Origin of the sequence: Evansella vedderi (genome assembly GCF_030813435.1) — a bacterium.
Lineage (GTDB): Bacteria > Bacillota > Bacilli > Bacillales > Salisediminibacteriaceae > Evansella > Evansella vedderi.
In genome coordinates this window covers 111,259-127,203 of record NZ_JAUSUG010000011.1, presented here as the reverse complement: position 1 = coordinate 127,203, position 15,945 = coordinate 111,259, and the positions used below count along the sequence as shown (strand labels likewise).

Annotated in this window: 18 protein-coding genes and 1 riboswitch; of the genes, 3 read left to right on the top strand and 15 right to left on the bottom strand. The window is 36.8% G+C overall.

Annotated features, from left to right (window positions below; genetic code table 11):
- Positions 1-10: 10 nt before the first annotated feature.
- Complete coding sequence (xerS, locus tag J2S74_RS14535) at positions 11-1,105, top strand: tyrosine recombinase XerS (protein WP_307326605.1); 1,095 nt, start codon at positions 11-13, stop codon at positions 1,103-1,105.
- Between the two features lie 196 nt (positions 1,106-1,301).
- Here the strand turns inward: xerS and J2S74_RS14530 are convergent, their stop codons facing one another.
- Positions 1,302-1,460 (bottom strand): hypothetical protein, encoded by a 159-nt coding sequence (locus J2S74_RS14530; protein ID WP_307326603.1) that lies wholly within the window; start codon positions 1,458-1,460, stop codon positions 1,302-1,304.
- Between the two features lie 89 nt (positions 1,461-1,549).
- Here J2S74_RS14530 and J2S74_RS14525 point away from each other — a divergent pair, with 89 nt between their 5' ends.
- A complete protein-coding gene (locus tag J2S74_RS14525; protein WP_307326602.1) occupies positions 1,550-1,924 on the top strand; it encodes a hypothetical protein in 375 nt (124 codons plus the stop codon).
- A 58-nt stretch (positions 1,925-1,982) separates the two neighbouring features.
- Here J2S74_RS14525 and J2S74_RS14520 read toward each other — a convergent pair whose 3' ends face one another.
- The gene (locus J2S74_RS14520; RefSeq protein WP_307326600.1) at positions 1,983-2,594 is read right to left on the bottom strand and encodes an ankyrin repeat domain-containing protein; all 612 of its coding nucleotides are present in this window, start codon (positions 2,592-2,594) and stop codon (positions 1,983-1,985) included.
- A 375-nt stretch (positions 2,595-2,969) separates the two neighbouring features.
- Between J2S74_RS14520 and J2S74_RS14515 the strand changes: the two genes are divergently transcribed.
- On the top strand, positions 2,970-3,608 hold the full coding sequence (locus tag J2S74_RS14515) for a hypothetical protein (RefSeq protein WP_307326598.1): 639 nt from the start codon (positions 2,970-2,972) through the stop codon (positions 3,606-3,608).
- 266 nt (positions 3,609-3,874) lie between these two features.
- On the opposite strand, the gene J2S74_RS14510 is transcribed toward J2S74_RS14515, so the two are convergent.
- From J2S74_RS14510 to J2S74_RS14450, 13 genes are all read right to left on the bottom strand, one after another.
- A complete protein-coding gene (locus J2S74_RS14510) occupies positions 3,875-4,552 on the bottom strand; it encodes a homing endonuclease associated repeat-containing protein (RefSeq protein WP_307326596.1) in 678 nt (225 codons plus the stop codon).
- Complete coding sequence (locus J2S74_RS14505) at positions 4,549-4,836, bottom strand: hypothetical protein (RefSeq protein ID WP_307326594.1); 288 nt, start codon at positions 4,834-4,836, stop codon at positions 4,549-4,551. Before J2S74_RS14505 ends, J2S74_RS14510 begins: the two co-directional genes overlap by 4 nt.
- A 2-nt stretch (positions 4,837-4,838) precedes the next feature.
- Positions 4,839-5,384: a hypothetical protein gene (locus J2S74_RS14500; RefSeq protein WP_307326592.1), complete on the bottom strand. Its 546-nt coding sequence runs from the start codon at positions 5,382-5,384 to the stop codon at positions 4,839-4,841.
- 22 nt (positions 5,385-5,406) lie between these two features.
- A complete protein-coding gene (locus J2S74_RS14495; protein ID WP_307326590.1) occupies positions 5,407-5,991 on the bottom strand; it encodes a hypothetical protein in 585 nt (194 codons plus the stop codon).
- Between the two features lie 176 nt (positions 5,992-6,167).
- Positions 6,168-6,365, bottom strand: a complete 198-nt coding sequence (locus J2S74_RS14490; RefSeq protein ID WP_307326588.1) for an aspartyl-phosphate phosphatase Spo0E family protein — start codon at positions 6,363-6,365, stop codon at positions 6,168-6,170.
- Between the two features lie 72 nt (positions 6,366-6,437).
- Positions 6,438-6,926: a hypothetical protein gene (locus J2S74_RS14485; protein WP_307326586.1), complete on the bottom strand. Its 489-nt coding sequence runs from the start codon at positions 6,924-6,926 to the stop codon at positions 6,438-6,440.
- A gap of 2 nt (positions 6,927-6,928) precedes the next feature.
- A complete protein-coding gene (locus J2S74_RS14480) occupies positions 6,929-8,791 on the bottom strand; it encodes a M23 family metallopeptidase (protein WP_307326584.1) in 1,863 nt (620 codons plus the stop codon).
- 53 nt (positions 8,792-8,844) lie between these two features.
- Positions 8,845-11,070 carry a hypothetical protein gene (locus J2S74_RS14475; protein ID WP_307326582.1) on the bottom strand — a complete coding sequence of 742 codons (2,226 nt, stop codon included), beginning with the start codon at positions 11,068-11,070 and terminating at the stop codon, positions 8,845-8,847.
- Complete coding sequence (locus J2S74_RS14470; RefSeq protein WP_307326581.1) at positions 11,070-13,190, bottom strand: VirB4 family type IV secretion system protein; 2,121 nt, start codon at positions 13,188-13,190, stop codon at positions 11,070-11,072. The genes J2S74_RS14475 and J2S74_RS14470 overlap by 1 nt, the downstream gene beginning before the upstream one ends.
- Positions 13,147-14,064, bottom strand: a complete 918-nt coding sequence (locus J2S74_RS14465; RefSeq protein WP_307326579.1) for a TraC-like domain-containing protein — start codon at positions 14,062-14,064, stop codon at positions 13,147-13,149. Before J2S74_RS14465 ends, J2S74_RS14470 begins: the two co-directional genes overlap by 44 nt.
- A 17-nt stretch (positions 14,065-14,081) precedes the next feature.
- A complete protein-coding gene (locus J2S74_RS14460) occupies positions 14,082-14,390 on the bottom strand; it encodes a PrgI family mobile element protein (RefSeq protein WP_307326577.1) in 309 nt (102 codons plus the stop codon).
- A gap of 70 nt (positions 14,391-14,460) precedes the next feature.
- On the bottom strand, positions 14,461-14,805 hold the full coding sequence (locus J2S74_RS14455; protein ID WP_307326575.1) for a hypothetical protein: 345 nt from the start codon (positions 14,803-14,805) through the stop codon (positions 14,461-14,463).
- Positions 14,806-15,055: 250 nt separating this feature from the next.
- On the bottom strand, positions 15,056-15,400 hold the full coding sequence (locus J2S74_RS14450; RefSeq protein WP_307326573.1) for a hypothetical protein: 345 nt from the start codon (positions 15,398-15,400) through the stop codon (positions 15,056-15,058).
- 142 nt (positions 15,401-15,542) lie between these two features.
- A riboswitch (cyclic di-GMP riboswitch) is annotated at positions 15,543-15,631 on the bottom strand.
- Positions 15,632-15,945: the final 314 nt, after the last annotated feature.

Below are 15,945 nucleotides of genomic sequence, written 5' to 3'. Positions count from 1 at the left end.
GAGTGTTTATATGGCTGAAGCTAAATCACGGGAAAGAACAGTCCATTTAAAGAAACTAAATGAGCTAAAGACCCTCCTCCCCTGGTATGTCGTAGAGTATATTGATGTAAAGAAAAAAAACAAAATGTCCCCCTCCACTCTATCTCAATATTCTCGTGATTTTATACGTTTTTTAAAATGGCTTATAGAACAAAAAATTACAGAGGCTACCTCTATAAAAGATATCCCCCATCAAGTGTTAGGTAACTTAAGGAAAGATGATGTGGAAACTTATATAGAGTCATTAGAAGTTGATCGGGAATTATCAGAAGAAACAATCAATCGTAATATCTCTTCTTTAAAATCGCTTTTTAAATATCTATCTACACAAACTGAGGATCAAGATGGTGAGTGTTACTTTTATCGTAATGTTTTGGCAAAAGTTAATTTGATTCGTAATACTAATGACGACTCTCAGAAAGCAGCATTGGTGGCCGCTAAGATATTTCAGGGTAATACTGACAAAGAATTCATGCGCTATTTAATTGAAGACTATCCACTGAAACTAAGCAAACAGGGACTTTCTCATTATAAAAGAAACTGTGAGAGGGACTTGGCCATGATTAGCTTATTTTTAGGTTCTGGGGTCCGGGTTTCCGAATTAGTCCAGCTAACCTTAGATGATATTAACTTTCAAAACAACACTTTGAAAGTACTGAGAAAAGGAAATAATAAGTCTGTTATAAAGGCAACGAAATCCTCATTGGATGACGTTAAGCAATATTTAAAGGTACGCAAAGATAGATACCGAGTTCCAGATAGTCAAAAATATGTATTCGTCACAAACTATCGAAAGGAATGTGCCCCCCTTTCAGTTCGTGCTGTCCAACATATAGTTGGAAAATATACAAAATCGTTTGCGATGAAAATGTCACCGCATAAGTTTAGACATACATTTGCTACAAAATTTTATTTAGTTAACAAAGATCAAGTATCCCTTATGCGTCAATTGGGTCATAATTCTATTCAAACGACAACTATTTATACTAATATGGATATGACTGAAATGGAAAAGCAAATGGATGCATTAGACGAGTATGAAGCTGATGATGAATTAGATAAATAAAAGACCTCTCCCCTCTTATTTTTATAGAGGGGTTTTTCACTCCTTTGTTATTGAAAAATACCGGGTTTAAGTAAACGTCAATTTACCTATTTACTTTTTTTCTTGCCGATACTAAGTTATTAGCTTCTTCAATCAATTGGTCCAGTGATGAAAAAATATGTTTGAAATCGCCAATTTTATCGTCCATTTCACTTAGTTATTGAGCAAAAATATCCTTTAAATCTTCAGTTTTTTGTTCGATATCATCTCTAATTTCTTCTAAATTGGCTATAGCAGAGTTAAATTCATTTTTCTTGAAGAATTCATCATCTCTAAATGTTTTCTCATCAGCTATTAAACTTTTAATATTCCTCACAACATACCTTTAACCTATTGAAATTCGGAATTATTATAGATAAATAGTATAATGGAGACATAAACAAAACATCTTAGGAGGTCATAGTTATGAAACTATTACAAGTAATTTTAGTAACATCTTTCGCTCTTATTATCCTAGCTGGTTGTGGTTCTAGTGACGCCAGTAGCGAACCTGCTAATTCAAATCTTGAGGAAGCAGCAACTACTATTTTATTGGGACTAATCAATGAAGATGAAGAAATGATCGGTGAGATCAATATGTCTAGCGGGTTTCCTACTCCGTATTTAATGTCTAACTTTGCACCACGTTTTACTGGTTATGATATATCGGACTTTGAATTAGAGGTTATTGAAGAACGTAACAGAGTACACTTTCAAACCGCTGACGGACAACATGACAGATTTATGAGATTCTCAGAAGAAAATACAGGTTTCTATTTTAGAGAATTTACTAATCAATAGTTCAAATAAAAAGGGAGAGCTTTTTTATAAGCTACTCCCTTTTTATTATGTATATTGTTTAACCTACTTTATTTAATAAGTTGCTAATTTCATAATTACCTTTCTCTATTGCTACTATCTCAGCCGATAACCCTAATGGGCTGACATAGTTGACATCAGCTCCATATGCTATCAACTTCTCAACTATCTTTTTATCACCATTTAATGCAGCTGCTTGTAAAGGTGTATAATTACCTCCCATAGTATATAAGTTTGGATTTGCGCCCGATTCTAGTAACATTTGGACCATTTCATAGTTTTTATCAGAACATGCTAATATGAGCAATGTAAGGCCTTGTGTCATGTCGTTAGGATTTGCCCCGTGTTGTATGAGTTCTCTAACTGTATTAACGTTTCCTGATAATACAGCCGCGATGATAGGTGTATCCCCTTCATCGTTTCGGTGGTGTATATTTGCATCTTTTTGAACTAATTTTCGGATCAGTTCGATATCCCCATGATAGCTCGCATATATTAATGACGTATTATTATTCTTAAACATAAAATCAAAGAACAATCCGCTATTTTCTAATAAATGTTTAATCTTAGGTCGAAGTTCTTCTATGTACCATTTTTTATTTCCATAATTATTTTCGTAATCTCTAAAATAAGCCACATTTTCCACCACCACAATACCCCCCTCTTCAGTTGTTATATTTTAGTATTGTAAGAAGGACTTTTTTTCTTTTTTATATTAAAAGTCATTAATATATTCGCATAAAGTGTTAAAAATATGTCCTTAAAATTAAAGTTTATAAGCTATTACTTTATGTTTCGATTATTAATGATACATCATTCTTTTATATCTTTCTACACATTCATATTTTCTCCTACTAAAAACAGTGTTATCTTTAGTTAAAATGATTGGCAAGTTCATATTTTTTGATTTATAATAGAAATACAATACAAAAAAACGCCAACTCGCATTTCGGAAGCACCGAATTGACCTTGTGTTTTGCCATAGGTCTTTTTGGTGCTTTTTTATATTTTAAAGGAGGTTTATATCGTGAAAAAATGGATACTAGGTTTTTTAGCTGTTTATTTAGTTATTGGTATGTTTTGGTTTTTCGGTAACAACGATGAAGATGTTGTTAGTACAGAATCAATCGATGTTAGTATTTTTGAAGAAAATTTTACTGAGCAATCAATAAGATCGTTTGATCTGTCTGATGAAAGTAGTAAACAGAATAACATTACCTACTGGTTGAGAAATCCGAATCTAAAACCATATGTTAGAGATTATCATGAAAGAGGTGGTGGTGAAACGGATGATCCAGAAACCCAAATTATGACTTTTTTCGCAATGGCTCAATATGAAGAGGTAGAGTTATTAAGTTCGTATATTCGCCCTGATAAATCACATTTAGACTTTCAGGGCATTAATGTTTTAGAAATGAGTGATAAAGCAGCAGAATACGCAAAATCAATCACTAGAAATCACACCATAAATTCCGTATATCTTTCAGAGCCTATGTATGCAAACGAAGAAGAAGTATCTTATCATGTCACTATTATTTTTGAAGATGAAACTCAGGTAACATTAAATAACGTTACGTTAGTTCGTATGAGCGATACGGAAAGTTGGCATTTAGATTCTACACTTACACAGATTGTTGAACGTATTGAAAGAAAGGTAAAAAATTAACGGGATTATGAAAGGTTCCCATGCGACTTTCAATAATAGGGCTTGTTTCACCTGTGAATGTATTAATTTCTTCCTTGATAAGACATAGCCCTGTTACCCTGTATTTTGAAGCCTCTGTTCCAATAAATCTTTTTACCATAACAAAATCTCCCCTTTTTATTAAAAATGCACCGTTACAAAGACACACAGGTGTCCCCTGCGAGTATTTGTGACGGTGCTTCCTTCACTAATAACTTATTAGAATATTTAATTGATTTAACCTTATTCTAATACATATTAATGTTTATGCTAAACATCGGAGATTTTTTTTGTTTTTTTTTTGGTTTTTTTCCACTCTTACATTTTTCTAGACCAGCTAAGTCCTTAGCATGATTAAATGAACCAAAATGACTTTCTATATAAGATAAAGATGGACCATTTACTCGTTGTCTGTACACCTTCCACTCCCTTTGAGTTGGAGGTTTATTTAATATAGAGGATAATTCTCTTAATGACTCAAGTACATTGTCCTTTTGGTAAGTGTACTTACTGTTGAAATACTCTTCATCGAAATAGTTATCATCAATCTTAATCCCGTTGTCATAACAAATAAAATAAAGGACAGTTGTTACAAGCGTGTGAATATTTATCTCTTCATCTTCTCCGTATTGATACTTCGCTATTTCATCATATAAGTCAAATAGTTCCTGTATAAGTATCGGATTTAAATATAGAGAACTTCTTATCATTGGGAATTCTTTTTCAAATTCTTTTCTAGTCCTTCTGCTGATACGTCGATTTGGTTTAATGGGAAGTGGTTTTGGATCTGTAATTAAAGCTCTTGATTTTTTTTCAAAGACAAAAGAAACCGACTCCTCTTTATTTTCCTCAACAAAAGAATGTACAGACTGCCATAATGATTTTAGAACCTTAAAGTCTAGGGTCGAACGAATAACACGTTTCATTGTTGTTCATTCAGCAACTCCTTTAGCCAACGGTACGGCAAATGATTATAAGATGTAATTTGTTCTCCTAAAGTGACACTAACATAATTGTAACCACTGACATGAATGCTACCTGCTGCGCCTTCAATAGATAACCCCTTACCCGTTCTAAAATATAAACGGTACTTCTCGTTTTCTAGTTCTATATCTCGGTCCATCGCTTCATACAACTTGTATAACTTCAGTAGAGTCATAATAATATTACTTCTTGTATCATTTATGTTTCCGCTAACCTGATTAGTCATCTTTACCAGTCCTCCCCTAGATTTTCTTTTAACCACGGTGTGTTTCGTTTGATTACACCTCTTTGTTCCTGGTTATCAAAGGCTCCCTCACTTTCTTCAGGTAGAGCAGTAAGGTCTACACCTAGCTCATCAGCTTCTTTACGAGCTTCTTCAACACCAAGCTCAAATATTGCTTCTCTTTGCCCTTGATACGTTAATATGCGTGGGACCCCTAGTTGGAGATCACCTTTTAATAAAACAGAATCATTAGCAGGTATAGCTCTCTCGATCCCGCGATTTGTTTTAACCCATAAAGGAACTCCTTCGTCATCAGTTGGTAACTTTGACTTGTCATGGTCCCAATTCGTTGGAATTTCCTCGTTCAGATCAAAATGATTAAAGCTATCAGGTAAAATATACATGTATCTTACAAACTTACCTTTTGTATAACACGTCTTAGCGTATTTAGATGTATAAGCTTTTCTCTTCTCTCCGTTTAACTTACAAATTCCTGCGTTTGGTTCAAAATTAGCACATAAAGAACACGTAAGGATTAGTGTTTTTTTCATATCTATCACCTCGTATTTTCGGTTATCTTTTATGATTATAAAAATGTGGCGGTATATCTTTTCTACAGAAATCAATATCAACATTGAGTTTCTTCAACTCTTGAATATCTTCATTGCTTAATGGATTTCGACACTTTATACACTCTCGACCACTCATAGATGACTCAGGCACAGAAGTTACTTTCTCTCCTTTTCTAAACTTATGGAGATCCTTCCAACCCATCCCAAACAAATCACAAGCATCACGAATCGCGTCTGATTTAGCAGAGCGAATCGCATAATTTAAGTTGATAATGTCGCCCTTTTCATTGACGTTAAATTTATGAAAACCTGTTCCATCTCTTTCAGCATCTAATATCCTCAAGACTCCACTAACTTCAACTAACTTCTCATTTCTATGGATCTTTGCTTCCCCATTCCTTACGAATGACCAAAATGGACCACAAACATCATTTAATCTTTCAATGTATGCTTCGTGAGGAATATAAGCTGTTGTTAATTTATTAGAGTTAGTGAATCTCACGGTCCCTTCAGGGAACTCTTCCACTAACTTGCTATGTATCTTCTCGAATAGTTCATAAATCTCATCAGGTGATAAGTTTTTCAATAAAATCACCTCTTTGTTTTGACCTTAATTTACTCTATGTAATAAAAAAAGTCAATAAAATAATGGAAATTAGTACTTTATGATGAACTATTTGTATGTTTATTTTTTGAAAAGCAAAATACTATAAATCATTAAATTAGAGGAAGAAATTTACCCTAACAAAAAAGAGCCTCCAATTATGCTGGAGAGCTCTGTTTAATTATTGTCGTTATTACTTCCTCGCCTGATTTGATAATTTCATTATGCATTTTATCTAGCTGTTTGCTTTTCTCGATAACGAGAGGATGTGTCAGACCGTACCTAGCTCCTAGACGATTTAATTCTTCTCTACAATATTCAAATCTTTCTCTGTCATTAGTCATTCGGTTTGACATAAAAACCTTCTCCTTTAACATCAGCTGATATATAACCTCTTACTCTCTTTCACAATTTATTAGAATTATCTTCTACAAAAGTTCGAGTAGCTGTGGAATGATGTAAACTGCCCCCAAAACTATAGGGGCAAAAATCATAAGTCCAAGACCGACGCGTTTACGTTGGGGGCTTTTAGCAGCTAATAATTGAACAAATACACCAATGTAAAATATAGTTCCTACAAGAGGGATGGCGACATATTGTATAGCTGTGAATGCACCTTGTCCAAAACCACCGTAGGAATCTACAATACTATAAATCGTTTCATCTCCTGTCGCTGCTGTTGGTTCTGTTCCGAAAAACTCAAAAGCTAATAAAGGTATGTATGCTACCATAAATGCACCGATTGTTCCACCTAAAGAAAAGACGTACCCTGCTCTTTTTCTTCGTGGGCTTTTCCCTGCGGTCAATAATAATAGCAATCCTGTTAAACACATAATCCCCATTACTGGTAGAAATATTAACTGAGCCAACCGGACAGCCTGTTCAGCTAATGTAACTCCACCTTGAAATATTTCCATTTTTAATCACCGCCTTCTTCTTCCTCTGAATCTAGAATTGGATTAAGAACAACTCTAGGATTGATAGGGTTTAAATTGCTAGAGCCGCTAAATGGATCTCTTCCTTCTGGGTTTGTTAAAATTTCGAAATGGAGATGGGGTCCCGTGCTTCGTCCTGTGGTTCCAAGTACACCGACTTGATCTCCTGCTCTAACTTGATCTCCTGCTCTAACAGTATTGAATTGATTATGGGCATACCTTGTTTGAAGGTTATCTTCATGCGCAATAATTAGCCAGTTTCCAAAAGAGTCCGACCAACCGGCATGAATAACAACGCCATCACGAGCAGCTAAAATAGGATAACCATTAGCTTGTCTACCACCTAAATCAATTCCGTTATGATACCTTCCAAACTGTTCTCGCCAACCAAATTCTGATGTAACTCTACGGTCATTTCCTACTGGCCATACCCATCCATCAACTAGTTCACCATCAAAGCGATACCATCCATTTCCGAACGTGGCATTACCAGCCCCTATAAATTGATCGGCATAGAAGTTAGAATCAGCAGCGCGAGCAAACTCGAAAATCATCTCTATATCTCCCTCATGAACACCCTTTGATAAAAATATATCCTTTAGTCTCTCAGGGTCAATTTCAAGACGAGGTACTCCTCTATCATCTACAGTCGTGTGTTCATATTGTCTGTAAATGATTTCGTGACAATCCTTATCGCCATCTCGGAATTCTCTTTCATCATAAACCTCCCACGAATCAGGATCGAAATCTATATCTCCGTCGGGATAAAATCGAGTTAAATGAGGAACATCTGCATCTCCATAAGGCGTTTCCACCCTACTCAAAACACTTCTTGATGGTCTAGTGAATGTTTCTGTTTCTTCGGTAGATTCAGTAACCTCTTCTGTTTCAGTTTCGGTAGTTGTTCCGACTATTTTACTACGTTCAATAGTGACTCTATCGAATCCATAACTTCTGTTGAATTCGTTTTGGCTGATGAGTCTATAATTCGGTGATACAGGTAGGTCCGGGTTATAGTCTACAGAGTGAACACTTGTCCCACTTCTATTTGCATTAACTTCACAATCCTCTACAGGTATTACATCAGGGATATAAGGCCATTCCCCTTGCCACGGTTGTCCAGTTATTAAATTAACTTCGATATATGTTACTGTACATTCCTCAACAGTCGTTCTCGTTGATATGCTATAAGTATTTACGGTTGTTTCGTGCTCTTCTTCCCAAGTGCATGTCAAAACTGTCCTTCTAGTTTCTTGGTCATCATCGACAGTTTCGTAAAAAAACGTTGGTTCTAATTCATTAAACATATCATCAACATCAGGGTAATCTATTTCAATGCTAGGTTCGTTCGACTTAATAATTTCATATCGAGCTAATGCAGCAGGTATACCCCAACTTGGTTTAACATATGTTTTGAAGTTTTCTATCCATCCAGAGTCTGCTTCTATATTATCTAGTTCAGCAACGCTAGCATCAGCTTTGTCTTTAAAACGTTGTTCATACTCCGCATCAGCTTGAACTTGTGCTTCGCTTCGTTCTCCTCCCCCAAGAAACCAATCAGAAAAAGGGATTGCAGCAATAATTACAGCAACTATAGCTATAACGATAGCTGCTACAATAAGTACTTTTCCTCCAATAACAGCGAGGAATGCCCCGACTGCTGTTACAATAGCTTTAAGTGTTCCTACAGCTAATTTCAAAGCAATCTTAGCACCTGCTTTAACTGCTTTTTGCATAAGTTTTCGCACTGCTTTTTTGCCAAGTTGTTTACCAGCTTCTTTTCCTATTTGACCTGCTCTACCAGTAGTTTGTTGGGTTAAATCATGTGAATCGTTGTTGTTGCTCATTAAACTTCACCTCCTGTTAAGGAAGAAGGGGAAGGGTAACTCTTACAGCTACCCTATATAATCCCCTTATGTCTTTTATAGTCAATCTGAGGAGAACTTTTTGACCAGGAATCTACATTGTCCCTTACTTGTTTATTGAGTGATTTTACTTTTGTACTAGTGTTATGAAGAGCATCAGCACCCTTATCTGTTGTTGAACGCTTATCAGTGCCTTTTATACTGTGAACAAAATAATCGTCTGGATTAACTGACTTTGCATCCATTCGAGTATCTTGATATGTCCTGCCATCAGTACCTTCAATATAAGCCTCCGATGTTCTCCTTAAATGATCGGTAGAACCTGTTTTTTGCGGTTGGGACTTAGGTATAGATTGAGTACCCCCACCTTGATTTCCACCAATCGGAACTTTCTTCAAGACATCCCCTTTGTGACCATATATAGGTGCTGTTTTTCCTTGACTTGCACTAGAAATATATTGCCCTTGTTCATTCTTATTGAAGCCTGTACCGCCACCAGGAACTTCGTAATCAATTTTACGAGTTTCTCCTTGTTTTAAAGTATTGTCAGCGGCTCCCATTGCACTAATCCTCTTACCACCTTTACCGTCATCAACGTAATAAGCAGATCCTTCATTCGTTTGTCTCCATTGAACTTTTTGTCCAGGGTGAGTCTTTTGAAGATCCTCTAAAGTTTTCCCTCCGAACACTTCATTTTGGACTCGGTTTCTACTAACTCCAGACATCATTTGTCCCATTTTTCTTCCTGCGTTATTAAGAGGAAGTCCTGTTGCTAGGCCAAGCGACTCGCCCATATTTCCTCCGAACTGTCTACGAGCTTCTAGGTTGTTCCACATCCCTTTAAAACCACCGTGTTGTTTTACAGAACCTAAAGTTTGACCTACACCTTTTAAACCTGCAATTGAATTACGTGGCATTTGAGCAGCGCCTTGAGCTATCTTATTACCTGCCATGCCACCCATAGCCATTCCCATTGGACCGAAAGCTAGACCAAATGAAGCTCCAGCAGCAGCACCAGAGTACCCTGCAACTTTCTTAAATCTTTGCCAACCGTTACTTGTAGAACCTTTAGCGGCTTCTGCAATTTTAGTAGATCCACTATCATCAGCGAAACCACCGCCACCGCCACCGCCGTCACCTCCGCCTGAAGAACCCGCTCCAGCTGAAGCTCCGGAATTAGCGTTAGCACCTTTGCCGCCACCTTTAGCCATACTTAGGCCGCGACGACTTAGCATGATTGCTCCACCTATTCCCGCAGCCCCCATCATAGTTGCAGCTTGTCCGAGTGGTGTAGATGAATCTCCCAAGTTAAGCCATCTTGAAATCATCCCTGTTACTGGAATGAACATAATGATCATACCTACCTTAAACATAAAACTAGCTGTTCCAACGTTCGTCAACATAGCAAATCCAAATATTACCATAGCGTGAATGGACTGCAAAAATATATTACCGCAAAGCTCTTTGAGCCAAGTCCCGAAGAAAGAACGGGTTCTAGCATATAATAACGAAATACCTGCTAACGGTAACATCATTAACAAGAGCATGATAACCACTTTACGCATAACATAAATGATGTTTAGGTAAACTGTTAAGCCCCATTCAGCAAACCATAAAAGTACACTTCCTACTATCAAGCCACTATTTTGGAAGCCTGCTCCACCTGCTGCTATCATAGAAAAGCTACTAGGTGAATTACCTTGCGCTATCATCGCGTCACGCAATGCATGAGTGATAGCGGTGTTTAATCCAAATATAATTTCTATAATAAATGGGAAGGTTGCCATAAATACTGCGGCTATAATCCACATTTGAACATCTTGCCAAAAATCTGCTCTAGATTGAGGAGAATAAGCCCTCAATCCCATCTTTAAAGTGGAAATCATAATGGATAAAGTGATAAACGCTACAAATGCCCCACCGAATACCATCATCACCGGCCTGATAGCGTTGTTCCATTCTTGTTCAAAGAATATCCCGTAAACTAACTCTCCATCTCCTAGTCCCCAAATGGTATATGGGTTGCCAAAAACAAGAGTATTAATAGAACTGATACCATTGATACCCATAATAGAACGGAGGAAACCAATCCAAAGACCAGTTGTAAAATCCGCTTCATCTTGTGCTTCTTCTAGAACAGCCATTTCTTCTTCGCCCATAAGCTCTGTATTTTCATTGAAGTCCGCAAAAGCAACAGGCATAGGGGTAAATTGACTTAGAAGTAAGAATACAAACGATAGAAGAATGATCTTTTTCTTCATTAAGCAACACCCTCATCTTCAATCTCGACTTCTGCTTCAAGCCACTCTATCTTTTCCTCTCGTGTCATAGATTCTTTTTTACCCATATCAACGTTTTGGTTTGTGTTGAGATATTCCCATTCGTCTGGAGTAGGTTCTGAAACGAAGGCAACAACTTCCTTCCCCGCTTTTAATACAACTTCCCCTACTGAAGCAGTCCGAATCATTTCGCCCACTTCCTCTGAAAACTTGAAGGTTTCAAGTATTGGTTCGATATCTTCATCACTCTGTTTCATAAAAAAGACAGTATTCAATTGGGCTATTACGTCCCTACTATCTTGTGATCTATGAAACATTTCATATCGCTGTGATACTAAAGTAAGACTAGTATTCCACTTACGACCACGGGCTGATAACAGCTTCAGGAACTCCATCATGGCTGGGTACTTGAGCATCATCCAGGCTTCATCGAGGATAACTCTTTTCTTGGATTTTGGATCACCGACTATAAATCTATTCCACGTCCACGTCATAATAACATGTTGCGCAAGGGGACGTTCAATACCGTTAGATGATAGTTTAGAAATATCGAACGTTATTACAGGAGCTCCTTCCAAAGAAGCGGTATCCTGCCCGTTTATTCGTGTTTGCCCATCGAAAATACCAAATGCCTTTCCTCTAGTGAAAAGTTTTACAACATTACATAACTCATTTATTTCACCGTATCCATCCTTCAATAGAGCCTCTAACCGTTCATATACGTCAGAGATCGTAGGCATGTCAATATAACGTCTTTCCCACTGGATGTTTCCTTCTTCATCGACACTTTCTACTTGCTCGTAGATAGATTCAGGATCATCTGTAACACCTTTTTCTGCGTAAAGGATTTCTAATGTATCGTTCAAAACCCCAATCTCAACTGGAGATAAACCAATGGAACCAGGACTACAACTTTCTTTCATAACTTTGAAGAATTCAAGAACTTCTTTAATTTTTTCGTTTATATTAATTTGCTCTTGAATGTACTCTTGAGGAGTCCCTTTTTCTTTCACTTCTTTTTCAGGGAAGATATCAAGAGGATTAATCCTATTAGCGTCCTTATCTTTTGTCGCTACGATTGGAATAACAACCCCGCCCAAAGCTCGGGTTAGCTCACGGTATTCTGGCTCGACGTCCACGATAACATGCTTGTTGATTCCATCCATCGGGCCTCTGCCTATGAGCTGTTTAACCATAACTCCCTTTCCCGCTCCAGACTCTCCAAAAATACCAACTGAGTAGTTATTTAGCTTAGAATCAAAGTTATTAAAGTAAACATACTCATTCCCATACCTACCAATCGGCATGCCACCTGTGTGATTTAATTTTGATGAAGCGTGTGGAAATACTGCTGTTAATGCTAATTGGTCTAGGTTTCTATCAGAACGTGATAAATAGTTTTTTCCTAAAGGGAGAGTTGATAAGAACCCATAGCGCTGTCGCCCATATGCGTTGACAACTTCAATAGATTCTCCTCCTAGCATTGATTCGATATCAATACATTTTTCATTTAGTTCTTCTAAATCATCAGCATAAACTGAAGCTTGAACAGAAACGTAGTATAAACCGTTTCTATTATTCTTAATTTGCCTTTGGAGTCCTTTTGTATCATCTTTTTTCTGCATTGCATCCTCTAACTTAGACTGATTATCCCTTCTTGCAGCAGAATCAATTACAGCATCCAATTCATCGATCTTGTCTTGCAATCGTTTGATGGCACTATTTCTTTCTAAAGGGTCTACATGTACGGAAACATCTAGGTCATCTCCAGTAAATAACGACTCTAACCATCCGATTCGTACTGTACGAGGATATCCACTTGGTTTTACAAAGAAAGAGCGCCCGTATTTAACGGTCCCTAAACCTGTTTGAATCTTAAAGTGGTCCTTTTCAAATGTGATTCCATCGTTCAGCATGTTATCAACAAGGCTTGGAAAGGAAAGTGGTTTATCGTTATTGTTTACTTCTTTTAAGTCTATCTTTTGTTGTTCTTTTGATTTACCTTTGCTTTGAACATCTTCATTCACTGTTGAGTTGTTAACAGTATCATTCTCAACGTCATTGGTTGACTGCTTGTTTTTCTTCTTCAAAATCCCTAACAATTTCCCGCACCTCCTCAACGTCATGAACCAAATCTTCATATCCTGGTAAAGATGTAACATCAGCTGTTATGTAAGCTGTTAGCTTTTCTTTTCCATCTTCCACTACACTTTCGATAGGTGTGTGGATCATACGATCTCTGTTAATTGCCCTCTTCATAACTTCCATAGCTTGTAAGCTGTCTAATAAATACGACTCTATATGAGCCCGTCTTAACATTGAAGTAACCGTTCTAGCTCTCATAGATAGTTCTTGCATAATTCTTTTTTCTTTTTGTTCAGGAGTGAGTTGTCCCATACGAGAGGGTTGATAAACATAGGTCACAATATAATAAACCTTACGGGCAACTCTAAACTCTTTTTCCGACCGTTCTTTGATGTGCTTAAACACCTTTTTGTTATAGTCTTTTGTTTCAGCATTAGCGTTTTTGAGATTTTCGTTAAAACGCCTTTCGTCTTTTCTTAAATCCTGTCTAACCGCTTGACCAAGAATTTGAACAGGGAACTTAATCGTTCTAAATAAACTCTGATAACCAAGGATGATCGAGCTCCTAGCACCATCATTTAATAAGTCAAAGTTAACGGAATCGGTGGAAATGATTAAACAGTACTCATTTCGTGTTTTCTCAAAAATACCATAGCGAATATCTTTGATTTCCATTAAGTCTTTAAGTGTTTCCGTGTTTTTATCTTTTTTATCAATTTTTGGTTTAGCTTTAGAGGATTGCTCACCACTTTGCTCTTCTAGATATTGCTTTCGCTGCCAACCGAAAACAGGTTCGTTGTTATCCATCCGCTTTTTAGCAATAACTAAGAAGATAAGCAATACACCACCAAACCCCATCATTATATAAACAAAGAGGTCAAAAATACTCATTTATTAAATCCTCCCTTCTATTGATGAAATGTCTTTTGTCCTCTGTGATAACTCCATTGCGTAATCACAAACTCGCTAAGGTACTGTTCATATTTATTTAATTTAACGAAAGCCAATGCGATTGCAGTACCCGCTACAACCAAAGCGATTATTAACCGAATAATAAAGTCTGTCCAACCGCTGACAAAAGGTATGCTAAACCATACAAGAAAAACAACACACGCAGCTAACGTCGGGACGGTTAATAAGAACTGCCTCATTGAAAAAATTGCTAATACTTCCTTTTCTTCCGCAGTAATATCGATAGGGACAACGATTTCGTTCATGTTTACCTCCTATATTTAAAAGAGGCGAGGTTTATCCCCTCACCTCATTATTTAAGCAACAATTTATTTTTTATGGTGCTAATGACGCAATTGCTGGTCCAAGTGTATATGCGCCGAAGAAAATGAATGCTCCAACAATGCAGCTGATTAACGCGATGTACCATGTACGCATGTTTGCAGGAGAGATAGATCCGAAAATGATAATTAACGAAATAATTAAAATCGCTAATACAAATGCTGCTCCTCCAACTCCACCAACGATACGAACAATCTCCATAACTGTTTGTGCAAAAATATTGTTGTTGTCATCATAAATAGAAGAATCAATGCTCGCTAATGCTGAAGTTGGCATAAAGAAGAACTTCACCATAAACATACTCGCAAACAACGCCATAGCTTTACTCATTTTTTTCATTTGTTTTTTCCCCTTTCTTTAATAAGTGATTTCTTAATATTTCAGAACCCTCGTAGCGTTCTTTACACATTGTTTTATGCACCACCCCCAAAAAAACAAATAAGCACCACTAATCTATCGCTAAGAAGACATAAATCTCCCGCCTTTTGATAGAATAGTGGTGCTTCCACTGTAAATATTCACTTTATACATCTATATTATCATCTTGTTGTTTCATAATGTCAAGATGTTTTACTAGAAAACCCGCCTTCTAATTATAGTGCGTTTCCTTCTCCGCTCTGATAGACATCCTAAAATCATTTCCGTTATCAGTAGCTTCGTAATTTATGTAAAGATGCCCATAATCGTAAGGCTTGTACCGCTTCAAGCTCATCGCTACTAGTTCAACAAAATTGCTGAAAGCTATCGGTTTTAAGCCTTTCCCTTCTGGAGGTTCAACGCCTACCATTTCAACCGTTTCTAACTCATAAGTCTTTCTTACTTCTGAACCTCGAACAAACAATTTAAGTTGACCTTGCGGATCTCTTTGAACCTGTTCCCTAAATTTAGTTCGGATCTTCTCAGCTACTTGTCTTGCTAACTTTACGTTATTCATAGATTCCTCTCCCCCTCTACTTTTAACATCAGATGACAAGTTATATTAGGTGGAGCCATCTGTTTGGTTTATAGTTGGTGTAAGGTTAGGAGATAAGTTCTCTCGACTTTGGAAACATAAGCCTAAAAAGTGTGTCTTGTTGTGTGGTAGGATGGCTGTCCTAGTCAATTATGAGACCTTAGACCCTCGCCTTTGCGTCCCTGCTTTTCAACAGGTTTGCTTTTCTCAGATTAAATATGAAATGTTCACCCTTTAGTAAACAAAAACCGACATGAAATGTTCATATGCTAGTATTTTACTATGCATTTAGTAGCATTTCAAGGAAAAAACTTACACATTTTCGAAAAACAAGTCGAAAATTGTGCGATATATAGTGCTTGTAGGTCTTTTCTATAAGAAATGATTATTTGTGCCTAGTTCTACGCAACCACTATGAAGAACACCTGTTCTTTATTCAGTTTTTATTATCGCATAAAAAATTATAGTTTCAAGTTTTTTTCATAGTATCCACCCCTTCTTCAAACCTATTAGATTAAAATAATAGA